24 protein-coding genes and 3 pseudogenes are annotated in these 20,734 nt (G+C 61.4%); 7 read left to right on the top strand and 20 right to left on the bottom strand.

The window, feature by feature from the left end; all coding sequences use genetic code 11:
• A pseudogene (locus tag AC13DE_RS03075) lies at positions 1-120 on the top strand (IS110 family transposase); the annotation flags it as partial.
• A gap of 40 nt (positions 121-160) precedes the next feature.
• Here the strand turns inward: AC13DE_RS03075 and AC13DE_RS03070 are convergent.
• The 14 genes and pseudogenes from AC13DE_RS03070 to repC all read right to left on the bottom strand — a co-directional run bounded on the left by AC13DE_RS03070 (position 161) and on the right by repC (position 12,824).
• Positions 161-463: a hypothetical protein gene (locus tag AC13DE_RS03070; RefSeq protein WP_483047016.1), complete on the bottom strand. Its 303-nt coding sequence runs from the start codon at positions 461-463 to the stop codon at positions 161-163.
• 100 nt (positions 464-563) lie between these two features.
• The gene (locus AC13DE_RS03065; RefSeq protein ID WP_483047015.1) at positions 564-1,025 is read right to left on the bottom strand and encodes a DUF6915 family protein; all 462 of its coding nucleotides are present in this window, start codon (positions 1,023-1,025) and stop codon (positions 564-566) included.
• A 1-nt stretch (position 1,026) separates the two neighbouring features.
• The gene (locus tag AC13DE_RS03060; RefSeq protein ID WP_483047014.1) at positions 1,027-1,413 is read right to left on the bottom strand and encodes a DUF6878 family protein; all 387 of its coding nucleotides are present in this window, start codon (positions 1,411-1,413) and stop codon (positions 1,027-1,029) included.
• 122 nt (positions 1,414-1,535) lie between these two features.
• A complete protein-coding gene (locus tag AC13DE_RS03055; protein ID WP_483047013.1) occupies positions 1,536-5,798 on the bottom strand; it encodes a strawberry notch-like NTP hydrolase domain-containing protein in 4,263 nt (1,420 codons plus the stop codon).
• A gap of 107 nt (positions 5,799-5,905) precedes the next feature.
• On the bottom strand, positions 5,906-6,196 hold the full coding sequence (locus tag AC13DE_RS03050; RefSeq protein ID WP_483047012.1) for a type II toxin-antitoxin system RelE/ParE family toxin: 291 nt from the start codon (positions 6,194-6,196) through the stop codon (positions 5,906-5,908).
• On the bottom strand, positions 6,183-6,482 hold the full coding sequence (locus AC13DE_RS03045; RefSeq protein ID WP_074838673.1) for a type II toxin-antitoxin system RelB/DinJ family antitoxin: 300 nt from the start codon (positions 6,480-6,482) through the stop codon (positions 6,183-6,185). Before AC13DE_RS03045 ends, AC13DE_RS03050 begins: the two co-directional genes overlap by 14 nt.
• Positions 6,483-6,586: 104 nt before the next feature.
• Positions 6,587-7,243: a DUF6927 domain-containing protein gene (locus AC13DE_RS03040; RefSeq protein ID WP_483047011.1), complete on the bottom strand. Its 657-nt coding sequence runs from the start codon at positions 7,241-7,243 to the stop codon at positions 6,587-6,589.
• Positions 7,243-7,836: a regulator gene (locus AC13DE_RS03035; RefSeq protein WP_483047010.1), complete on the bottom strand. Its 594-nt coding sequence runs from the start codon at positions 7,834-7,836 to the stop codon at positions 7,243-7,245. Before AC13DE_RS03035 ends, AC13DE_RS03040 begins: the two co-directional genes overlap by 1 nt.
• Positions 7,837-7,912: 76 nt before the next feature.
• Complete coding sequence (locus tag AC13DE_RS03030) at positions 7,913-9,889, bottom strand: ParB/RepB/Spo0J family partition protein (protein WP_483047009.1); 1,977 nt, start codon at positions 9,887-9,889, stop codon at positions 7,913-7,915.
• 153 nt (positions 9,890-10,042) lie between these two features.
• On the bottom strand, positions 10,043-10,432 hold the full coding sequence (locus AC13DE_RS03025; RefSeq protein WP_483047008.1) for a DUF3768 domain-containing protein: 390 nt from the start codon (positions 10,430-10,432) through the stop codon (positions 10,043-10,045).
• Between the two features lie 87 nt (positions 10,433-10,519).
• Positions 10,520-10,729 carry a DUF6330 family protein gene (locus AC13DE_RS03020; protein ID WP_483047007.1) on the bottom strand — a complete coding sequence of 70 codons (210 nt, stop codon included), beginning with the start codon at positions 10,727-10,729 and terminating at the stop codon, positions 10,520-10,522.
• Positions 10,730-10,752: 23 nt separating this feature from the next.
• Positions 10,753-11,691 carry an ArdC family protein gene (locus AC13DE_RS03015; protein ID WP_483047006.1) on the bottom strand — a complete coding sequence of 313 codons (939 nt, stop codon included), beginning with the start codon at positions 11,689-11,691 and terminating at the stop codon, positions 10,753-10,755.
• A 41-nt stretch (positions 11,692-11,732) separates the two neighbouring features.
• Positions 11,733-12,217 (bottom strand): annotated as a pseudogene (locus AC13DE_RS03010) (hypothetical protein).
• Positions 12,218-12,509: 292 nt separating this feature from the next.
• Positions 12,510-12,824 carry a replication initiation protein RepC gene (gene repC / locus AC13DE_RS03005; protein ID WP_483047005.1) on the bottom strand — a complete coding sequence of 105 codons (315 nt, stop codon included), beginning with the start codon at positions 12,822-12,824 and terminating at the stop codon, positions 12,510-12,512.
• A gap of 363 nt (positions 12,825-13,187) precedes the next feature.
• On the opposite strand from repC, the gene AC13DE_RS03000 reads away from it, so the two are divergent.
• The gene (locus AC13DE_RS03000; protein WP_483047004.1) at positions 13,188-13,580 is read left to right on the top strand and encodes a hypothetical protein; all 393 of its coding nucleotides are present in this window, start codon (positions 13,188-13,190) and stop codon (positions 13,578-13,580) included.
• Positions 13,581-13,632: 52 nt separating this feature from the next.
• Positions 13,633-13,818 (top strand): annotated as a pseudogene (locus AC13DE_RS02995) (transposase); the annotation flags it as partial.
• A 12-nt stretch (positions 13,819-13,830) separates the two neighbouring features.
• Here AC13DE_RS02995 and AC13DE_RS02990 read toward each other — a convergent pair.
• A complete protein-coding gene (locus AC13DE_RS02990; protein WP_483047003.1) occupies positions 13,831-14,727 on the bottom strand; it encodes a LysR family transcriptional regulator in 897 nt (298 codons plus the stop codon).
• Between the two features lie 127 nt (positions 14,728-14,854).
• Between AC13DE_RS02990 and AC13DE_RS02985 the strand changes: the two genes are divergently transcribed.
• The 4 genes from AC13DE_RS02985 to AC13DE_RS02970 all read left to right on the top strand — a co-directional run bounded on the left by AC13DE_RS02985 (position 14,855) and on the right by AC13DE_RS02970 (position 17,810).
• A complete protein-coding gene (locus AC13DE_RS02985) occupies positions 14,855-15,433 on the top strand; it encodes an NADPH-dependent F420 reductase (protein WP_394389412.1) in 579 nt (192 codons plus the stop codon).
• A gap of 29 nt (positions 15,434-15,462) precedes the next feature.
• Positions 15,463-15,906, top strand: coding sequence for a DoxX family protein (locus AC13DE_RS02980; RefSeq protein WP_394389410.1), 444 nt, complete (start codon positions 15,463-15,465; stop codon positions 15,904-15,906).
• Between the two features lie 62 nt (positions 15,907-15,968).
• A complete protein-coding gene (locus AC13DE_RS02975; protein WP_394439273.1) occupies positions 15,969-16,796 on the top strand; it encodes a VOC family protein in 828 nt (275 codons plus the stop codon).
• A 39-nt stretch (positions 16,797-16,835) separates the two neighbouring features.
• Entirely contained in the window at positions 16,836-17,810 is a 975-nt protein-coding gene (locus AC13DE_RS02970; RefSeq protein ID WP_483047002.1) for a glutathione S-transferase family protein, read from the top strand.
• A 92-nt stretch (positions 17,811-17,902) separates the two neighbouring features.
• On the opposite strand, the gene AC13DE_RS02965 is transcribed toward AC13DE_RS02970, so the two are convergent.
• The 5 genes from AC13DE_RS02965 to AC13DE_RS02945 all read right to left on the bottom strand — a co-directional run bounded on the left by AC13DE_RS02965 (position 17,903) and on the right by AC13DE_RS02945 (position 20,668).
• A complete protein-coding gene (locus AC13DE_RS02965) occupies positions 17,903-18,793 on the bottom strand; it encodes a cation diffusion facilitator family transporter (RefSeq protein ID WP_483047001.1) in 891 nt (296 codons plus the stop codon).
• A gap of 213 nt (positions 18,794-19,006) precedes the next feature.
• Complete coding sequence (locus tag AC13DE_RS02960) at positions 19,007-19,393, bottom strand: hypothetical protein (protein ID WP_281985315.1); 387 nt, start codon at positions 19,391-19,393, stop codon at positions 19,007-19,009.
• Between the two features lie 61 nt (positions 19,394-19,454).
• Positions 19,455-19,766 (bottom strand): type II toxin-antitoxin system RelE/ParE family toxin, encoded by a 312-nt coding sequence (locus AC13DE_RS02955; RefSeq protein WP_483047000.1) that lies wholly within the window; start codon positions 19,764-19,766, stop codon positions 19,455-19,457.
• Between the two features lie 88 nt (positions 19,767-19,854).
• A complete protein-coding gene (locus AC13DE_RS02950; protein ID WP_483046999.1) occupies positions 19,855-19,998 on the bottom strand; it encodes a type II toxin-antitoxin system ParD family antitoxin in 144 nt (47 codons plus the stop codon).
• Positions 19,999-20,347: 349 nt separating this feature from the next.
• Positions 20,348-20,668, bottom strand: a complete 321-nt coding sequence (locus AC13DE_RS02945) for a hypothetical protein (protein WP_483046998.1) — start codon at positions 20,666-20,668, stop codon at positions 20,348-20,350.
• Between the last annotated feature and the right edge of the window lie 66 nt (positions 20,669-20,734).

Here is a 20,734-nt window from a genome sequence, read left to right as displayed (position 1 = left end):
AGACTCAAGAACGCTGGAAAGCCGTTCAAAGTCGCAATCACCGCCGTCATGCGGAAACTGCTCATCTTAGCAAATACTCTGCTTCGCGAAAATCGGCCTTGGTGCGAAGTCAGGCCTTGATTTTCAAGACAGATGCTTTCCTTTCAGCCCCGCCCACGGGTCAGAGCTGCCGTCCGAGTGGGAATGCCCAGGCGCCTCCGGGTGCTACGCCCCTCCACTGCCCGTCTGGTCTTGATTGGCTGCCCGGATTCTCCGCGGCGTCCATCGATCGCGCGATGAAGAACTCCGCCTCTTTTCCGTTCAACCGTTGCCCGCTCCGGTCGGTCAGGCCGATGCAGCTACCATTCGGCTGATAGGTGATGAGGTACTGCCCGAGCCGGTCTTTGTGCACAACGTAGCCGGTATTGGCCCAGTGCACGGTCTGCCCGGCATCGACGGCCACCTTGATTTCATCGAGTGTCATGTGATCCTCCTCAAGTAGAAGGGTGGGGAAACGACGCAAGAAGCCCGATCTTCCAACCGGGCTTCCGTGCGGCATTCAATTGGCAAAAAGCCGGGTCCTGTCAGGCACTCTGCGCCGCTTGCATCGCGCGCGCCGCCATCCAATCCTTCAGGCCAAGAACCGTTCGTCCGGCGGCGACCTCGGAGGCCCAGGCAACCCTTGGGTCGCCGCAGGGCTCGGAGCCGACATGCCGGTTGATATGGCCATTGGCCATCCATGGCTCGGGCTGGATCCGCCGCAGCCAGTCCGCCATGCTCGGGATGCGGCCCTGGCAGTCTTCACGGATATGCTGCTCGCCGATCCAGCGCACGGGTATGTCCCGACCCGCGCTATTGGTCAGGGCCAAGCCGAAAACCCGTTCCGCCGCGAACAGGCCTTGAGCGTGGTGGCGCATGGCGCGGTGCGTGAAGAGCGCCAGGTGCTCTTTCGAGGCGTCAAACCAATCGTGCACAGCCTGATAGTCAGACGGCACGCCGCCGAATTTCCGGGCGGAGCTTTCGGCATGATGAAGCGGATGGGCCATCTCAAAGACCCTCTACATAGCTGTGCGAGCATTCGACATAGCGGTCCGCGTGATCGAGGGTGATGCTGTCGCCGGTGATGTCCCAGGTCAGCGTGCCGTAGCCGCCCTCGTTGTTTTCGAACCCCGGGTGATGGTGATAGGCGAGCGACCAGGCGAAATCGCCGACCTCGGTGGAAAGCGGCTCCGGTAGTTTGACGTCCGCAGGCTGCACCGTCACATCCTCGACATTGCCAGAGTCTCCATAGCCTTCGTATTCGGCAGTGACCTCGCTGATGCCAAGCGCACGTAGTTGCGCGAGAAGCTCCGCTCTGGACGCCTTCAAGGTGGTTTCACGCTCCGCGCGCCACTGAGCCGCCATTGCGGCATAATCGATCTGGGGATTGGTCATGGGTCTGTCCTCTTGTCTGAAGTTGGGGGGGCCGGGCGTGGCATTGGTCTGCGCGCGCCCGGAAGGCGCAGACCGGTGAAACCCAGATCCGCGACGCCCGACCGGAAGCCCGCTTTGACTTTTCAGGCGGCTTGTTCTGCCGCTCTAGCGGCTCGCTGGCCCACGATCCGGGCCAGAATGGTTCCCGTGTCGATCCCGTCCCCATGCGGCAGGAACACCCGCAGCTGGAAGGCAATGATCTCGGTGAAACACCCCATGGCCTTGAGGCCTTCGATCATGCCCTTGTCCGCACCGCCCAGCTCAAGGCGCATCTCGCCTGCGACACGACGACGGGTCAGGGTGAGACCCCGGCCGAGATCGACCGGCGCCGTGGCGCCGAGGGCGGCGGTCAACATCTCCTGCGGCGTTTGCGGGTTGGAGACGAGGAAGCGGGCGCGCAACGCGGCCGCGCCTTGCTCGCTCAGCGCCCGCCCGATCATCGCCGTCGCCCCGTCGGGCGTGACCCGGTAGATGCGCTCATTGGTGGTCGGAATGTCCTTCCAAATGGGCAGCAGCAGCCCGGTCAGCAGGTAGAGCTTGGTCGTGGTGGTTTTTGGCAGGGACGCAGCCTCGGCATCCCAAAGTCCTGCAAACTCGGGCCTGTTGATCTCTTCCCAAGCCGAGGACTCGAACCGTGCCTCTTCGAGATAGCTCGACCCGTTTGGCCTCACCGCCTTGCGCATCAGCGTGACAATGTCCTCGTCATACATCTGCATAGGGCGCGCCGAGATGAGCGCCGCGCGACCGGAGGCGCGATTGACCATGGGCAGCTTGTCCGGATTGCGCGATATGGCCTCTTCGGCGCCCAGGACATGGACTGGGTCCGTCACCTCGAGCCCGATGATCCGCGTCACGGCGCCGGATTTCGGGCAGGTCCAGAGATCCTCTGTGGAGACCTGTTCTATCTTGTCGCCGCGTAGGGTTTCCACGCCGAGATCGAGCGTGCCCGCCGCGCGCGCCCGTTCCGTCTGATCGGCAATCCGGCGTATGAACTCGGCAAAGAGTGCGTTCTGCATGTGGATGGGCAGGGCAAGCACCCGGTTGAGAAACCGCTGGATCGGGGGAAGCTCCTCAAGGAGCACCCCGTCCTTGTCGATCAGCCGCAGGGCCGTCCAGTCGGTGAAGCTCTCGTAGCTCATCGCCTCAGCGCGCCCGGCGGCAAGATCGGCGAAATACCCACGCAGCGCCGCCCGCGCGATCGGACTTTCGAGATTGTCCTCCTCGCGGAACATGCCTTGCGAGCCGGTCTCGCGCTGACCTTTGGTCAGGGCCCCCAGCTGGTCGAGGCGTTTGGCTATAGTCGAGGTGAAGCGCTTTTCGCCATGCACATCGGAGGTGCAGACCCGGAAGAAGGGCGCGCTGACCTGAGCCGAGCGATGCGTGCGGCCCAACCCCTGGATGGCCGCATCGGCGCGCCAGCCGGGCTCCAGAAGAAAGTGCCGCCGCCGTTTCTGGTTCTTCGCCGTTTGGGCCGCATGGTAAGATCGGCCCGTGCCGCCTGCATCGGAGAAGATCAGGATATCCTTTTCGCCGTCCATGAAGGCTTGGGTCTCGGATGAATTGCTGCTGGCGGCGCGCTTCTCGATGAAGAGATGGCCATCCTCGGCCTTGAGGGGCCGGATGGACCGGCCCGTGACCTCTGCGACGGCCTCGTCGCCAAAGGCCCAGAGGATCTGGTCGAGCGCCGAGGGGATCGGGGCGAGCGTCATCAACTCCATCATGGCCGCGTCACGCAAAGCGAGCGCTTCGCGCGAGACGACCAGCGCGCCAGTTTCATCGCGCAAAGGTTCTGCCACCATATTGCCATCGATCTCGACAAGCTTTTGCGCATGGATCGGGAAAGCCTGTTCGAGGTAGCCGAGAACATAGTCGCGCGGCGTCAAGGCCCCCTCAACGAGTTCATCCTCCGGGTCCATCGCCTCAAGTCGGCGTTTGAGCAGGCTCTCACCTGTCGAGACAACCTGGATGACGCAAGCCTTGCCCGCCGCCAGATCGTCCTTGATGGCGTGGATGATGCTTGGAGCCTTCATGCCCATCAGGAGATGGTTGAAGAAGCGCTGTTTCGTGCTCTCGAAGCGAGATTTGGCCGAGGCGCATGCGGCCGAGGCATTGGTCTCGCCCGAGGCATCGTTGACGCCGGTCGCAGTCAACGCGGCTTCGAGATTGTGGTGGATCGTCCGAAACGCACCCGCGTATGCATCGTAGATCTCGATCTGGGCCGGGGTGAGCGCGTGTTCGAGTACGTCATATTCCACGCCATCAAAGCTGAGGGCGCGGGCCGTGTAGAGGCCGAGCGTCTTGAGATCGCGCGCGACCACCTCCATGGCCGCCACACCGCCGGCTTCCATCGCTGAAACGAAACTCTCGCGACTCGGGAAGGTGTATTCCGGCCCCTGCCCCCAGAGACCAAGACGCGCGGCATAGGCCAGGTTGTGCACGCTCGTGGCACCCGTGGCCGAGATGTAGAAGACGCGGGCGCGCGGGGCGGCCAGTTGCAGCCGCAGGCCAGCAAGGCCCTGCTGAGAGGGCTTGACCCCCCTGCCCTGCTCGGACCCTGCCGCGTTCTGCATGGCGTGGGCCTCATCAAAAGCGAGGACGCCTTCAAAGTCTGCGCCCATCCAGTCGAGGATCTGGCTCAGTCGCGTGGTGCCGCATTTGCCCGCGGACCGCAGCGTGGCGTAGGTGACAAAAAGGATACCGTCGCCCATCGGGATGGACTGGTCCGGTTTCCATTTGGAGAGCGGCTGGATGTCGGCTGGCGAGCCGCCGAGATCGGTCCAGTCGCGGATGGCGTCCTCGATGAGCGTAGCGGATTTGGAGACCCAGATCGCCTTCCTGCGCCCGGAAAGCCAGTTCACGAGAATGAGCCCCGCGCATTCGCGGCCCTTGCCGCAACCGGTGCCGTCGCCGAGGAAATAGCCAAGGCGATAGGCACGTGCATCCGGGTCATCATCGGCGCGCGTCAGCTTGGTCTGGTCGTCATCGATGGTAAACCGACCGGGCAGGTCGCGCCCATGGGCATCATGCGCCATGATGATGGTCTCGAGCTGCGCCTCGGAGAGATCTCCCTCCTCGACCAACCGTGCGGGCAGGCGCAAGTCATCACTGCCCGTGTTTGAGGGCACCGGCGGGGCAACCGAGGCCATGGCGATGCTTTCAACGAGCGGCGTGGGATGTTCCTGCGCACCCGCAATCTCGATCCGCTGCGGACGGTAGCGCGCATAGATGTCCGAGACGGGCGTGTTGTCGCGCGGGGCCTCAAGGCTTGTGAAATTGAGCGGGACAACAGCATTGGCCTGGGGCTTGGAGGTAGTGACAACACCGGCAGCGGCCTTGCGCGGGGCAGATGATGGAACGGTCGGCCGCCCGTGAGGGATCACCGCCGCCTGTTGTACGGGGCGCATCTCGGTCCGGGTTGCGGCCACGGCGTCGATAAAAGGAAGGGCTTCATCCAAGTCCCGGACACTGGCGCGGATCATCTCGCCGCCTTCCTGCACCTTGTCGAAGACCATCAGCTGGGTTTCCACACTCGTCCCGAGCTTGCGATAGACCTGTCCCGGCATCGAGAGGGCCAGGCGCGGCGTCAGGAGACCGCAGGCGCGGGGCCAATGCGCGGCATCGCGTTGGGGCGTGAACCCCGGCGGCATGATCGCCACCAGCCGCCCACCGGGCGCGAGACGCTTGGCAGCCGCGATGAGATGCTTGGCGGCGATGTGTTTGTCGCGGGAGCGATCGACTGAGGAGGCGAAGGTCGGGTTCATCACCACGACGTCGGGTAGAACCGGCGTTTGCAGCAGATCATCGATATGCTCGCCGTCATGGCCTTTGACTTCGCCGCCGAAGACCGCGCTCAACAGGCTTTGGCGAAAGGGATCGATCTCGTTGAGCAGAGGTGCGGCTCCAGCCCGGGCGGCGAACGCAGCGAGAGCACCGGTGCCAGCCGACGGCTCCAGAACAGTCTCGCCCTTGCGGATCGCTGCCCCCCGCACAGCTAGGGCGGCAAATGGCAGAGGCGTGGAAAACTGCTGTAGCCGGATCTGCTGCTCGGAGCGGCGGGTTTCCGTCAGCAGCCGTGAGGCAAGCAGCTTTGCAGCGGCGATATCACCTGCCGCGCCGTCCCCACGCAGCAGCACCTGGATGGCCGCGGCCTGCATCAGGTCATATGCCATGCGCCAGTCCCAGGCACCGCCGGCATCGCTGCCATGAAACGTCTCGCGCATGATGCGCGCGAGCGCTGAGCTACGCAAGGGTTGGTGGTCGATCTCCGCGCCGATTTGCGCGATGGCAGAGGCGAGGTTAGCGTCGGAGATTGAGAGAGCCGGATTTGCCGGTTTGGGCTTGGACATGGGGCTTTTCCTTTGGATCAGGGTCTGAATTCCAAAGGACAAAAAGCCCGCTCTACACTTTGAAGGCGTAGAGCGGGCAATTTCTTAGCGGGGGGCCTGCACCCCGATCATGGCCACTGCTGCGCAGCATGAAGAACGCGCAAAATGGTCACCATCTCAGGGCTTTCAGCATAAACCACGATGTAGTTCGGCCGAACAACCATCTCCCTAGTCCCGTTCACACGGCCCGCGCGGTACATCTGAGGGCGTTCTGGAAGGAGGGACGTCTTGTGTTCAATCTCGTCTTTGAGAACTTGGGCGGCATCCGGGTTGTCGTCAGAGATGTAGTCGATGATTGCCAGCAAGTCGGCTATGGCCGTGGCTTTCCATTCAAGATCGGGGCCATCAAGATTTGGCAAGGCGCTTCCCGTCAATCAATGCCTGGGCGTCTTGCATCGCCTTGGCATGGGGCGTTGTGGGGCTTGGATCGTCCAGCGCTTCCTGTACCTTCGCCCTGAACCAGGCGTCATAGGCATCCGGATCAGCGGTCAATCCGGCAGGCAATCCGCCTTCTGCGGCTACTCGGGTCAGAAGAATACGCACCGCGTCGGAGAGCGTCAGACCGACGCCCGCAAGTGCGTCCGAAGCCTGTGCTTTCAGCTGATCGTCAACACGGACATGAAGCATGGATGTTTGGGCAGGCATGGATGGTCCTCCAGTTGATGGGAGTGATGTATCTCATTTGAGATACGAATTCAAGTCGGCAGTATGCGCGCGCGTGGTCCCGTGGTGTTGTCTCAGCGGGAAACTCAGCCACCCTGCCCCGCCAGGAACTCCGCCAGCACAGGACTGGCCTCGCCTTTTGCGGAGCTGAGCAGCTCCGAGCCCGCAAGCGAGGCCTTCGACAGGCGTACGAGCCCACCGGTTTCCTCGATGCGGTAGCAGCGGCGTTTCTGCCGGCCCCGCCTGTAGTGCGTCGCGGTGACGATCTGGCAGGAGCTGCCATCGGTGAGCGTCACGGGCGCGGCGAGCCTGATCTTGTCGCCCTCCTCGTAGTCCGGGATCGCAGCCCAGTCCCGGCAGCGCTGGCGCCAGGCATGGGCGTAGCTGTCCGGGTCTTTCAGGTCGGAGAGGAGCTCGATCAGACCAAGGGGGGCACGAGACTCGTTCGGGCCAGCGCTTTCCTCCATATCCTTGTAGCCCCAACACCCATCGTCGTTGGCGGTGAGGAAGACGGCGGCGAAAGTGATCGAGCCGTCAGGATCGGTGATATAGGTCGCGTCCTCGACAGGGGTGCCGTCGCGATTGGTAACCCTAGCCGCCGCATACCAGGTGGACCCAACTTTGCAGGCCTTGACCAGTTCGGTTTTGCGCGTGTCGCCATGAGAGGTGCAGAGCCGTGTGATCTCCGCTTTCTCATCCGCGTAGGTTTGGACGCGACCGTCGGTGTAGAAAAGCCAGCCCACTATGCCACCCTCCGGTCATCGATTTCCATCAGCGCATCGAGCGGCACGCGATAGGGCTGCATGGCGTCGAAATCCTCGCAATTGCCGCAGTTCTGCACGATCGCGAAGGTGTCGCAGGCATCCTTGAGAATGACCCGGAAGGTGCCGCCGAGGCCCGAGGGCACCTCGTAGGTCCCGCCGATGAGATAGTCCGAGGCCCGGCGCACGAAGACGCGGATACTGTGGCCATCGGTGGCGAGCCGGATCGCACCCCGCCCCCGGTCGATGAGCACCTGCACGTCATCCAGGATGTCGGTGTAAAATTGGCCGGTCAGATCGCGAAACGCCATGCGACGCTGCGCCATCCAGTCGGTATCCCGAAACGGGTTCATGCCGTCGGCGAAGGCAAAGGAGGGATCGGCCTGTTCGGTCGTGACGATGCGGGTGGTCATGCCATCGATGCCGTTTGAGCGCAGATGCACACCATTGCCGACGATGAGGATCAGGGCCGGCCTGTCCACCGGTCCGTTCCAGTTGGGCAGGAAGATCTTGCAGGCGCGCGCATGTGCGATTTGCGCCGCGACAGCGGAGGCAGAGAACTTGAGAATAGCCATGGGGATGTCTTTCCGTTGGGTGTGGGATGGTCGACCCGCGCGGGCGGCGTGGTCCACGCGCGGGTCGCGTGATGGCTCAGGCCGCTTGCGCGACCTCGCTGTCAGGCTCCGGGGTTTCCGCAGCGGGCTCCGCCTCATCAAAGGCGACACCGGCGGTCTGCATCATCGGCGGGCACCAGGCGGCCACGGCAGCGCGCTGCGCGTCCGTGAGTGTGGCGAAGGGTTCGGCGAAAAGCTTGTCGCAGAAGGCGACGATCTCTTTCTTGCTCGCGAGCGTCACCGCCTCCTGCGCCAGACCCAGATCTTCGCTGAGGATCTTGAGGAGCCAGGCCTTCTTGAAGCGATTGAAGAGCGCCGCATTCGGCGTCCAGTGGGCGCGGATATCGGGCATGATCTCGATCTCGAACGCATGCATCAAGCTGTCGCGACGCGGGTCCCGCGCGAAGCAGGACTGCGTGGTGCTGGCGGTTGCAAAGGCGACGAGCTTGGCCTTCTCGCCGGCCTTCAGCGCGCGAAACGCCGAAAACTGATCGGCGGGCGCACGGGCGTCATCGAGCCAGGACAAATCAAGCGCATCATGCGCCGCCGCCACCTGCTCGAGCGAGGTCTCGTCGATCTCGTCCATCTTGGCATGGCTGCGGTATTCCTTGCGGGCATCGATCTTGATCGCCTGCGTGACACTCATGCCGCTGACCAGAACGTCACTGACCAGCTTGAAGAGCGTCAGATCGAGCGTGGCTTCCGGATGCAGCGCCATCGCGGCCCCAAGCGCCATGGCTCGCTCGGTCTTGAGGTCCTCAGCCAGTGAGGCTGGATAGGTGATTTCGCCCAGGTCAGGGGCCTCCTCCCCGGTCGGGCTAGCCGAGGAGCCGCGCGCGCCTTCCTCTTTCACGGTGTCTTCCGGGCGCACGAGGCCCACATGGAGGGTCACCTGCCCGCCCGACCAGGACGCAATCACACCAGCGCGGGCGAGGTCCTCGGTGCTGTAGGCCTCCTGCAGGTCGCGGGCTTCCTCTTCCAGAGCGTCAACGCGGTCGTAAAGCGCGTTGTAGGCACCGTCCTCGAGCCCCTCATCCTCCATCTCGAGCTGCAGTTTTTCAAGCTCGGCGGTGATCTCATCGATGCGCTTCCGGGCAGCCTCATCGGGCTCGATCGGGCCGGGATAGACGCGGCCGTAGTCGGCCATGGTCGCGTGATCATAGCGGACCATCGCATCGGCCCAGGCAAACCCCAGCCTCACACGGGCCTCTTCAGCGGCGGCCTCAAGCTTCTCGAGCAAGATGGTCTCGACCAGCGCCGCATCCTCAAGCACGGAATGCTCTTCCAGAAGGTCAGCCGCGACGGCACCGCCACGCGCCTCGTAGTCTTCGCGCACGAAAGCCCCGATATCATCGCTGACCTGCACGCCGCGGGACTTGAGGGCCTGACGGACGGTATAGGCCTGCAGATAGCCGCCGTCTTTCGTGAGCGCTTCGAAAACCTCGCGCTGCGCCTCCTGGCTCGGGTGCTCGGCGAAGGCCTTCATTGTGTCGAGCGTGATCACCTTGCCCCGGGCCGCGGCGCGGATGTCGGGGTGGATCAGGCCATAGCGCAACCGGCCTTTCACGGCCGCCACCGTGGTGCCGAAGGTCTTTGCGATGGTCTCGGGCGTCTGGCCGTCGACCTCCATCATCCGGGCGAAGGCCTCGAATTCGTCAATCGCGTTCATCGGTGCCTGCGTGATGTTCTCGGCCAGCGACAGCGCCGTGGTGACGTCGCACTCCTCAGGGACAAGGCGGCAGTCGATCTTGGTCTTGGCGGTGAACCCCTTGGTCGTCTTGTCGGCAACCAGCTCCTTCAGCGCGGCATGGCGCCGGCCACCGGCGAGCACCGCGTATTTGCCGTCGAGCTTCTGGACCAGGAGCGGCTGGAGGAGGCCCAGAACGGCGATGCTGGCTTTCAGATGAGCGATGTTCTCGGGGTCATAAGTTTCCGGCGAGTTGCTGCGCACATTCGCGGGATGCGGGACCAGATCGCCGATGGCGACGGTGAGAGGGTCAAAGCTTGTGGTCATGGGATATCCTTCCAGGTGGGTGAGATGCGGCCCGCGCGCTTGCGCGTGACCAATCCCCGGCTTCAGGGATCACCACGACAAAAGGCCCACTTTCCCTTTGAGGGGTCAGTGGGCCTTCATCGCCTGGGGTGTCAGGAGGGGGTGTCCCCTGCCCTACCAGTCGCGCGCCAGCATGATGGTCAGCACGAGCATGGTGGTAGTAGGATTGTCCGGGACCTCGGCCCCATAGCGGAAATCCGAGTCTGCTTCAAAGAGATCGATTTTCCAGAACACGGTCTCGCCCCGGATCTCGACTGCCCCGAAATCATGCCATCCCTCGGGATCATTCTCAGGCTCGAATGTGGCAAACTCACCGGTTGCCTTCACCGCCTCGGTCATGAAGCCGTCATCGGCCTCCATAAGCGAGCGGGTGACATGCATGCGGCCCTGGATGGGCTGCGCGGGCGGAACCCCGAGGCACGCGAGCTTGCGAAACGCGTCGTTTTGCGCAGCGATCACGGTCGGATCCGGACGGTCTGTCTGGGATTGAGCGGTACTGGTCATGGGGTTCTCCTTTGAGAAGTTGAAACACCCTTCCCAAAGCCCGCTTTCACTTTTCTGCTTTGCGGAGGGTCCAGAGCCGAAGGTGCCTTACCCGAACAGCCCTCTGGGGCGGTAATTCGGGTTGGGGATGGTTTCGATCCAGCCGCCCTGGTCCGTGATGGTCTCGAGCGCTGCCGAAAGCGGATACGCGCCCTCGGACGAGCTCCACCAATAGGCACCGCGTTTGAAGGTGATGATCTTGCGGCGGCCGTCTTTGAAGCAGGTCACCCGCAGCGTCTTGGCTTCCTTGCGTGACATGCGAGTCTCCGTTTACTCGGATGTCAGGCGGCCTCGGCGCGGCCCCCTGCCCTGCCCACCTCCGATCTGGCGATCAGATAATCACAGGCGCGCTGCGCGTCCGCGGCGTGCCGGAAGATCGCGCCCTTGTCCGACCGAAGGACCCGCAACCAGTTGTGCAGGTAGGCGGCATTCATCTCGAGCGTGTGCGCCGTGAAGCCGAGCGTCTGACCCAGGAACACCGAGGTCAATTCCGCGACGATCTCCTCGCGCGCATAGGACGTGTTGCCAAACTTCGAGAAACCGAAATCACGGTTCAGTCGATGCGGGGCTTTCGTGGCATGGGCTAGCTCATGGGCCCAGACCCCGTAGAAATTGCGCGGGTCCTGGAACCGCGTGATGGATGGCATGTAAACCTTGTCCACGGGGGGCAAATAGTACGCCTCCGTGCCCGTGAAGACGGTTGTGATGTCGATGGCATCGAAAAACGCCTGCATGTGCGGGATGGGCTCGGACTGCGGATGCTCGGGCACGGGCTCCGGGTCAGGGTAGAAGCTGTCGGGCAAGCCCTCGATCTGGCAGGCATTGAACACACGGTAGGATTTCTGGAAGCGGAAGATACGGGCTTCCTCGGAGTGATCATCCCCGTCGCTGTGATCATGCTCATCGCCGGCTTCTCTCCGGCTTTGACCGTAATAAACGACGACAGAGGACTTCTCGCCCTTGCGGACCTTTGCGTCCAAGGCATTGGCCTGCGGCAACGTCATCCAGAAGGGAGAGCTGTGGCCCGCCATCACGGTCCGCATCGTCAGCAGGAAGTTGTTCACCCCCTGGTAGGGTTCCCCGCCCACGCGCAGGGGACGAGAGCTGCCACCTGCGGTCCATGGCTTGCGCCACGGCAGGACGCCGCGCTCGATGATGCGGATGATTTCGTTTGTGATGACCTCTGAGGCATCGAATTTGGGCGTACGGGATCGGGCCATGGCTGGCCTCCTTTTCGAGTTTTGGTGAGAGGGAGTGGTGACTAGGTTGACCGACAGGGGCGCGGATCGTTGGCGATCGTGGCACCGAGGGCTTCGACCATGTCGATGTAGGGGGTCAGCGACACGGACTTGCCGGGACCCGAAGAGTCAGGGTCGACCGATCCGTCCCGCGCCACCCGCGGCAGGTTCGCGAAGGCGATGACATCGGTGACGGGTCGGATATCGATGAACGGCGTGCCACGTGCGACCGCAAGAGCGGCCAAGGGAAAGCGCTCGATGGGCGCGAAGGTCGACACGGTGGTCCAACCGAGATGGATGAATGTCCCACCTCTCCGCAGATCACATGCGCGTTTGGCAATGACGCCGCTTGCCTGAGATAGCCGAGATCACGCAGGACGGTCTCGCGCTCGAGCCGTTGTGCCTGCCCCGTCTGGCCGGTTCGGCGTAGTTCCTTGTGTCGCCACCACGAGGCAGCGGTCGCGCGCAACACGCGCAAGATACCTGTTTGCATCGGAATGCCCTTCATCAGGAAAGACAGACCGGAACCCGGCCCGGACCCATCTGAGGGACCCCAAAGGCCCTCATCCGTCAGTCACAAAACCCGAAGGACACTTTCTCTTTTCCTGGGTACGGACCCTGCCCTTCTCAAAACCAACGGGCCCTCAACAAAATGCTCAAGACCGTGTCATCTCCAGAAGCCTTTGATTTGGCACAGCCAATTCAGATCGGCAGGCAGGGTCGGCAACGCATATAGGCAGAAATTCTCCTGAAGGCCTGCCTACAACTGTCCACACGGTGCATTTTTCGATCGTGAAGCGTCACGTTGCCTTACGGTCAAGTCTGCAATAGAAGCAGTGTTTGAGGTGCAGATTTCTTGCCCCAGCCTCCTCAGCCATGCCGCCCCGCCATCCGCCCGGCGAAGCAACCTCACCCGTGCCATGCTTTTCGAACACGAGCGCAAACGCCGCCGTTGCCACCTGTGTTCCCATTCGCTCCTGCGTCACGTTCCAGGCATGCTCCGAAAATCCGACCATCAGCATGAGATGGTCGGCAAACCGATGCATATCACCCCAATCCTTGAAAAATCCGCCCGTGTTGCGCGCCCGAGACGCGAACTCGGGACACGCCTGCATGCTTGTCAGCAGATCAAGCGCGGTCCTGTTCTCGCACAAAGCCAGGCAGGAACAACGCAAGTAGCGTGATGATTGCACTGGACACGCTATTGGGCTTCGGCTCCAGCACCGCACCGAGATAAGCAATTAAGGCCGCGAGCACCACGGTCCAGCTCAGCCCGCATCATGCCGAATGCTAAACTGACTTAGCTCAAGGCCGGGCCGTCCAGGCTTATCGACCCAGCCTTTCGTTGTTCGCAGGCGGCAACGAGGCCGGCGGAAGCTCGCCGTTTCTGCTGCATTATGGCCTGGTGATGTTCGTTATGCCTGACTTCTGTCGTGCTCAGCGCTATCTATCCGACAACACTTGAAACGGAGCGAGCTATGAGATTTTCTCGAACACTGGCCGTAATGGCGATTGCAGCCGTGTCAATGGCCGCCGTGCCTGCATCGGCAGACCCTAGGCGCGGCAAGGGCAAGGCGCGCGGCGACCACCACAACGGATTTGCAGGACATTGCCCGCCGGGACTTGCAAAAAAGAACCCGCCCTGTGTGACGCCGGGGCAGGCACGCAAGACCTATGATCACTACGGCTCTAGAATCGGGGACATCCTTCGCATCGGTGATTACGTGGTTATTCGCGATCCCCGTAGGCTAAATCTAGAACCACGTGAAGATTGGCGCTATTATCGCGAGGGCAACCGGGCCTATCGGGTTGATCGTGACACCAGAAAGATCCTCTCCGTCATCAACCTTATCGATGCCTTCACAAACTGAGCCGTCGGCGTTGATGATCGGCTCTGACTCAGTTTTGGTGCAGATTGACAATCTGCCGCCGTACTCACCCGACTTGAACCCAATCGAAATAGCGTTCTCGAAACTCAAAGCGCACCTGCGGCGGGCCGGGGCCAGAACATTCGACCAGATGTTCGACGCACTCGCGGAAGTCTGCGATCTGTCCACACCGCAGGAAAGCTGGAATTACTTCTGCGAAGCAGGATATGGATCAAGTTAACGGCTCGATGCTCTAGAGGATCGCGGTAGACCGGATATCCTCGGCGGCGAAGTCGATCAGTGCGCGGATCTTGCGTGGCAGGACCCGACCCTCTAGATAGACCGCGCTGACAGGACCGCTGTCGCCTCCGAATTCCTCCAGCAAGGGGACCAGAGCGCCGGTCTCTATGGTGTCGCGCAAGGCGAACCGCGGGATGTTGGCGATCCCCAAGCCGCCGACGGCCAGATCCATGGCAGCGCGCGCCGAGTTGACCTGAAAACGCCCCCGGATCTGAACAACTGTCTCGGTCCCGTTTCTTTCGAAGACCCATCTGTGCGGAACCCGCCGGTTGGTGTCCACAACACAGGTATGGTTGGCGAGGTCTTCGGGCGAGCCGGGTTTCCCGTGTGCTCGGATATAGTCGGGGCTGGCCACCAGAAGGCTGCTGAAGGTGCCAAGCCTGAGCGTCTTGAGCGACAGCATCTCGGACCGGCCAATGCGAAAAGCCAGGTCGATGCCTTCGCTGGCCAGATCGACATAGCGGTCATCGAGCCGCAAATCGAGCGTAAGAGCCGGGTTCTGCCGGGCAAACCGTGCCAGCATCCCCGTAACGTAGACTTCGCCGAACGTCACAGGAGCTGAAATGCGAATGACGCCGGTCAGGCCGCGCGATCCTTCGGCAACGCTGCCGAGCAGGTCATCGAGATCATCAAGGAGCGCGGGCGCCCGCGCAATCAGGTCCTCACCCGCCGGCGTCAGCCCCACCTTTCTTGTCGTCCGCTGAAGCAGTCGCACGCCAAGGCGATGCTCGAGCTCGGCCACATATTTGGAGGTCAGTCGGTTCGACACGCCGAGTTGACGGGCAGCCGCAGTGAACGAGCCAGTCTGCGCGGTGGCCACGAAAGCCCGGCGTTCGTCGACGATGTCCAAGGCAAATCACTTAGTACATTTTGCGGATAGTCATTCTCTATAGTCGTCATTTCATTGATTGATGGCAAGGTGCATCTTCCTGACAGATCAAACAGCGCGTGAAAGCGCGCACTGAAAGGAGCAAGTCATGAAAATCGCAATCATCGGGAACGGCAATGTCGGATCCGGTCTGGCAAATGTCCTGAGCAAAACAAAACATGAGGTCGGGACCTATGGTCGCGCCGACGATGTGGCAAACGTCGTGAATGAGGCCGATATCGTCATCCTCGCGACACCCTATGGGTCGGCTGCCGAAATCGCCAATCAGGCAGACTTCACCGGCAAGATCGTCATCGATGTGTCCAACCCCGTCACCGAGGATTTCTCGGCCCTGCAACTCGGCACCACCACGTCGGCCGCCGAGGCGATCGCCGCGCTTGTTCCGGGGGCATCCGTCGTGAAGGCTTTCAACACGATCTTCGCCCAGCACTATGCCGGGGATATCAAGCTGGCCGGTCAACCGTTGCAGACCTTTGTCGCCGCCGACAACGAGACGGCGCGCGACACCGTCAAAACGCTGGCCGCAGAGGCCGGGTTCGACCCGGTCGATGCCGGCCCCCTGTCCACCGCCCGTCAGCTCGAGCCGCTTGGCTTTCTGAATATCCAGTTTGGCTATGTGCTCGGAAAAGGTACCGAGATCGCGCCGCGCTGGCAGTTCGCCGCCTGACCCAACCTCCCGAACAAAGGAAAAAGACAATGTCCAACGTGAACCATCATAACGCGCTTCAATCACCGGTGATTCCCGGTGTGGCGAATGCCGATCTGGCAGCCACAATCCTGCGCGTCTCTCTGGGGATACTGTTCATCGCCCATGGCTGGCTGAAACTGGCGATCTTCACGCCGACGGGGACAGCCGCCTTCTTCGAAAGCCTCGGCTTTCCGGGTGCGCTTGCCTATCTCGTGATGGCGGCGGAGCTTGCCGGCGGCGTCGCGCTGATCCTCGGCGTCTGGACCCGCTGGGTGTCGCTCGCGCTGGTGCCGGTCCTGCTCGGCTCGATCTACGCGCCGCATGGCGCGGCCGGCTTCTTCTTCTCGAATGAAGGCGGCGGCTGGGAGTATCCGGCGTTTTGGGCGATCACACTGGTCGTGCAGGCCCTGCTGGGCGACGGCGCCTATGCACTCAAGCGCAGCCGGACCTGATCCGATCCGTCCTCATGGTGCGGGGCAATCAGCCCCGCACGCTTCCGCAAAGGGGTTTCACGATGACCAATTCAACCGAAAAGTTCGACATGAATGCCGCGCCGATCCGCATCGATACCGTTCGGCTCAGGGTGCGGGATCTCGATGCCGTTTCATCCTTCTACCGGGACGTTCTGGGGCTGGTGCCGCTGGCAGAGGCCGGAAGCAGCGTCACACTGGGCACCGAAGAAACACCGCTGCTCCATCTTGATGGCGACCCGGCGTTGCGCCCACGCGATCCCAAACAGGCAGGGCTGTTTCACACCGCCTTGCTGCTGCCCTCGCGCGGCGATCTGGCCCGCTGGCTTGGCCATGTGGCCGAAACGGACGTGCGGCTGCAGGGCGCATCGGATCACATCGTCAGCGAAGCGCTCTATCTGGCCGATCCCGAAGGCAATGGCATCGAGGTCTATGTCGACAGACCGCCAAGCCAGTGGCGCGATAGCGCCGGCGATATCCGCATGGCCACGGACCCGTTGGACCTCAAGGATCTGATACGCACAGCGCAAGGTCGGATTTGGGCCGGTTTCCCGAAAGGCGGCATCATCGGCCACGTTCACTTGCAGGTCGGCGACACGAAAGAGGCGGATCGCTTCTACCGAGATGCCCTCGGCTTTGACATCGCCGCGTCGTATCCGGGCGCGAGCTTCTACGGCAGTGGCGGCTACCACCACCAGCTCGCCGGCAATATCTGGAACAGCCGCCGGGCCGGCAAGCGGGATTCTTCGGAAGCGGGACTCGATGAGATCACTCTTGGCGTCGATCCCTCGGCGCGGCAGGCGATCACGCAGCGCCTTGGCGGCGACCGCTTCATCGATCCCTGGGGCACCGCCTTCGCGCTGGCGCAGTGATGCGCTTTGCGAAGCTGATAGTAAAAAAGGAGACAAGACATGCTTGTGAATGGAAGATGGGTCGAGAACTGGCAGCCGGTCCAGAAGGCTGATGAACAAGGGCGTTTCATACGCCAGGTTTCGGAGTTCCGGAACTGGGTCACCCCCGACGGACGCCCCGGCCCCACGGGCGAGAGTGGCTTCGAGGCCGAGGCTGGGCGGTATCGGCTCTATGTCGCGCTGATCTGTCCTTGGGCCTCGCGCACTCTGATCGCACGCCGCCTCAAGGGGCTTGAGGATATGATCCCGGTCACGGTGCTCAATCCGACGCTGACCGATCAGGGCTGGCAATTTGGCGACTATCCCGGCGCAGATGAGGATCCGCTTTACGGATCAAAATATATCCATGAGCTCTACACCCGCGCCGATCCGCATGCTTCAGGCCGTGCAACGGTGCCGGTTCTGTGGGACATGAAGCGGGGCGTCATGGTAAACAACGAAAGCGCCGATATCATGCGGATGTTCGATACGGCGTTCGAAGCGATCGCCCCGTCAGAAATCCGCCTCTATCCAGCCGATTTGTCCAACGAGATCGATGTGCTGAACAGGCAGGTTTACGAGAATCTCAACAACGGGGTCTACAAGGCCGGGTTCGCCTCCAGTCAGGAGGCCTATGACGAGGCCGTCGATGGGGTGTTCGCGATGCTGGACCAATTGGAGACGCGCCTCGATGACGACCGCCCGTATCTGTTCGGCGACAAGCTGACCGAAACCGATATTCGTGCGTTCGTGACGCTCATCCGGTTCGACGCAGCCTATCACGGATTGTTCAAGACCAACCGCCGGCAAATCGCGGATTACCCGCATCTTTCGGCGCATATGGAACGCGTACTGCGGCTTCCGGGCGTCGCGGAAACGGTAAACATGGATCACATAACGCGAGGCTATTATTCGATCAAAGCGCTGAACCCGACAGGGATCCGGCCGACTGGCCCGGAGCATATCCGGCGTTTACTGGGCACTATAGCCGAGTAGAAAGCAGCATTCGGCGGACGGGTACAACCCTTCTCTGGAATTGCCAAACTAGCGATATCAGAAAGGAATATCTGGTGGCCATCCATTGCGCTCTATTCCAACACGACAATTCCAGTGTGCTTTGACTTATGCTCGGGTTCTATATGGATGGTAATACGCACATCTGGAATCGCTTTGGCGATGCCAACTTCAACTCTATCGCAGATCTCGTGAGCGTCAAAAACCGTCATGTCGCTTGGGACCACAAGATGGAATTCTACAAATGTCGCACTACCCGCATGACGGGTCCTGAGATCGTGCGCTTCGACCGCGCCGGCCGCTTCGATTGAGATGGCTTCACGTATGCTGGCCAGAATCTCTTCTGGAACCGCCTCGTCCATCAGGCCGCTTAGCGATTCTTTCACGACGCGAGAACCAGACCATATGATATTGATCGCAACCAATGCAGCCATTAGCGGGTCAAGGACCCACCATCCGGTAGCCAGTGCAAGAAGAACTCCCATCGCGACGCCTGCGGACGTAAACACATCGGTCCATAGATGCCTCCCATCGGCGACCAACGCGGGAGATTTCAGCAGACGCCCTCTTCGAACCAGAACGAAGGCCCACATCGCATTGAGCATCGTGGCCGTTCCGTTAACCAAAAGGCCCTCTATCGGAGCACCAATCGCGCGAGGGCTTTGGAAGCCTTCATAGGCCTCCAGCAGAATGAATATCGCCGCAACGATGATCATCACACCTTCCAGGACGGCGCTGAAGAACTCCGCCTTGTGGTGACCAAAGGGATGATTTGCGTCCGCAGGCCGGGCCGCGATCCGTATTGCAACGAGCGCGGCGAAAGCAGTAGCGAGGTTCACAGTGCTTTCGAGCGCGTCCGAGAGCAGCGCCACGGAGCCTGTCATCAGCCATGCCAGTGTCTTTAACGCGAGAACAATGCTCCCAACGACAAGACTTCCAAAAGCGAGTTTAAGCGCAGAAGGCATTTTTGTTTCCATATAAAGGCATGTGAATTACAGGCCGACAAAGAACTATTCAAGCTATTGAATTTGCAAATGATAATGCTTATCATTCCGATCGGGAGGCAACTCGGTGTCAAAAGAAACCAGCTCCGCTCTTACTCTCAAACGCAGGCTAATGTGAGAGTACCGCCTATTGGCAAGCAGCCCGGCGCTGGCACGGTGACACCGGGTGCTGATCTAATTGTTCGGGCTGGACTTCAAGCTGGCCACCGCATCAAGGAAGGCCTGATCCAGCACCGGATCGTCCCATTTGCCAGCGACAGCCATCCAACGATCTAGGTCATCCCGGAAACCCGGATCATCGCTCTTGATGTGAAACGTGAACAGGCGATTGACGATGTCCCGCATCAGGCTTGCCATCTGGGCGTCGTCGATATGGGCGGCCTCAAGCCATGGTATTTCGCGGCCCTCGGCATCGATCACGAGGACATCGGAATAATCCCCCGTCCTGGTTGTTGGCACCGTGCCTGCGTGCAGGTCTTCGAGGCGCGAATTGCGGATGCAGATCATGGCCATGATCTTCGCAAGATTGGCCGCGATGCGGTCTTCGTCAGCGGGTTTCATGGTCAAATCCTCATGTGATAGAAAAATGTCGACTGTCGGCTTGTGGGACAGAAGGACAGGATCATTCGTTGAGATAAGCCGTCCAATTTTGCCGCGCACGCACAATACGCAACACATCCAGCCAGCTGGCTTCAATCCGATAGATGATGAGATGGGACCCTGAGCGGTACTCCCGCACCGGCGGGCGAATTTCGAGCCGTTCGCGCGCGATTTCAGGGTGTCGGAGCAGCAAGGACATATCACTGGCAATCGTGCGGATGTAGGTTTCAGCCTGGCCAACAGACCAGAGGCGCAGGGTGTAATCCCAGATCGCGTCCAGATCGCTCAATGCTGCGGGAGACAGTCGGCATTCAGTGACCGTTTGTGTCGGCATTCTGATCTCGCTTGCGGGCAAGAAATGCTTCGAAATCCAGGTGCCTTGCGGGACCACTGGCAATGCCCTCATCGACGAGCTGCTGCAGCTACGCAATGGCGCGGTGGCGGTCCTGATCCCGCCGGATCAGATCGCGAACGTAGTCACTGGCGTTGCTATAGCGCCCATCCTTGGTTTGCGCCTCGACCCAGGTCTTCATCGGGCCGGGCAATGAGACATTCATGGTAGCCATGGTCTTGATCTCCTTTCTCATGAGGATGGCGTAGATTGCCAAAGACTGTCAATGAGAGCGCCAGCGCCACCAGACTGGACCTAACCGTTTACTGCGCTCCCGAACCCGGCGGGTCGTTCCGACGGGTCCAACCCCTGGAGCCGGTTGTCTCGCTGATGCTTTTGCCGCAAGCCTCCCGACCAAGCTCTTGGTTGGATACGTCCTTCCTTAGGAATGGTTCCTTTGGCGCCCCACGACATGGCGGGACAAGGTCGTGATGGATAAGAGGCCCGCGCTTGGGCGAACCCCTCGGTTACAGGCGGCCAAGTCCGCGCCCCCTACCCTTTCGCTAGTTTCATCGCCGACAATTTCAAGCCACGCGTTGCTGCCCGGGCTTCGGCTCCTCCGCTACGTCGAAGGCGAGGGCGCTGTCAGTGGAATGGCTGCGCATGATGGTGACGAGGATCACCCCGTCCGAGGAGGAGTTGCCCTCATGCAGCGTGAACGACGCGGGTGCCGTCCAGGTCGCGTAAGGCCGGGGTGGTTCCTTTTTTACAAGGCGGCCGACACCGTGCGAGCGCTCCCAGGCCGCCAGCTTCTTGGTGAAGCGTGCCGGTGGCTTGGGACTGCCGTCGGTGTAGCGAATGAGCGCCCCGAGGGGTGCGGTGTTGATGATGGTTGTTGCAGACATGATTCCTCATTCCGAATGCGAGTATTCGAAATCATCTTATTGATATTGTTAAATTATAGGGTGATT

The organism is Sulfitobacter sp. L-8 (assembly GCF_056859255.1).
The sequence above is the reverse complement of the archived record's forward strand: the minus strand, read 5'-3'. Positions and strand labels throughout refer to the sequence as shown.

Coding starts and splice junctions, on each gene's coding strand:
- AC13DE_RS02960 (WP_281985315.1), bottom strand. CDS start 19,393: ATGAAACCCGCTGACGAAGACCGCATCGCGGCCAATCTTGCGAAGATC.
- AC13DE_RS02965 (WP_483047001.1), bottom strand. CDS start 18,793: ATGCCTTCTGCGCTTAAACTCGCTTTTGGAAGTCTTGTCGTTGGGAGC.
- AC13DE_RS03045 (WP_074838673.1), bottom strand. CDS start 6,482: ATGCCTGCCCAAACATCCATGCTTCATGTCCGTGTTGACGATCAGCTG.
- AC13DE_RS02950 (WP_483046999.1), bottom strand. CDS start 19,998: ATGGCTACCATGAATGTCTCATTGCCCGGCCCGATGAAGACCTGGGTC.
- AC13DE_RS03015 (WP_483047006.1), bottom strand. CDS start 11,691: ATGGCCCGATCCCGTACGCCCAAATTCGATGCCTCAGAGGTCATCACA.
- AC13DE_RS03030 (WP_483047009.1), bottom strand. CDS start 9,889: ATGACCACAAGCTTTGACCCTCTCACCGTCGCCATCGGCGATCTGGTC.
- AC13DE_RS02945 (WP_483046998.1), bottom strand. CDS start 20,668: ATGTCTGCAACAACCATCATCAACACCGCACCCCTCGGGGCGCTCATT.
- AC13DE_RS03000 (WP_483047004.1), top strand. CDS start 13,188: ATGAGATTTTCTCGAACACTGGCCGTAATGGCGATTGCAGCCGTGTCA.
- AC13DE_RS02980 (WP_394389410.1), top strand. CDS start 15,463: ATGTCCAACGTGAACCATCATAACGCGCTTCAATCACCGGTGATTCCC.
- AC13DE_RS02970 (WP_483047002.1), top strand. CDS start 16,836: ATGCTTGTGAATGGAAGATGGGTCGAGAACTGGCAGCCGGTCCAGAAG.
- AC13DE_RS03035 (WP_483047010.1), bottom strand. CDS start 7,836: ATGGCTATTCTCAAGTTCTCTGCCTCCGCTGTCGCGGCGCAAATCGCA.
- repC (WP_483047005.1), bottom strand. CDS start 12,824: ATGCAGGCGTGTCCCGAGTTCGCGTCTCGGGCGCGCAACACGGGCGGA.
- AC13DE_RS03055 (WP_483047013.1), bottom strand. CDS start 5,798: ATGTCCAAGCCCAAACCGGCAAATCCGGCTCTCTCAATCTCCGACGCT.
- AC13DE_RS03020 (WP_483047007.1), bottom strand. CDS start 10,729: ATGTCACGCAAGGAAGCCAAGACGCTGCGGGTGACCTGCTTCAAAGAC.
- AC13DE_RS03070 (WP_483047016.1), bottom strand. CDS start 463: ATGACACTCGATGAAATCAAGGTGGCCGTCGATGCCGGGCAGACCGTG.
- AC13DE_RS02985 (WP_394389412.1), top strand. CDS start 14,855: ATGAAAATCGCAATCATCGGGAACGGCAATGTCGGATCCGGTCTGGCA.
- AC13DE_RS02955 (WP_483047000.1), bottom strand. CDS start 19,766: ATGCCGACACAAACGGTCACTGAATGCCGACTGTCTCCCGCAGCATTG.
- AC13DE_RS03025 (WP_483047008.1), bottom strand. CDS start 10,432: ATGACCAGTACCGCTCAATCCCAGACAGACCGTCCGGATCCGACCGTG.
- AC13DE_RS03060 (WP_483047014.1), bottom strand. CDS start 1,413: ATGACCAATCCCCAGATCGATTATGCCGCAATGGCGGCTCAGTGGCGC.
- AC13DE_RS03065 (WP_483047015.1), bottom strand. CDS start 1,025: ATGGCCCATCCGCTTCATCATGCCGAAAGCTCCGCCCGGAAATTCGGC.
- AC13DE_RS02975 (WP_394439273.1), top strand. CDS start 15,969: ATGACCAATTCAACCGAAAAGTTCGACATGAATGCCGCGCCGATCCGC.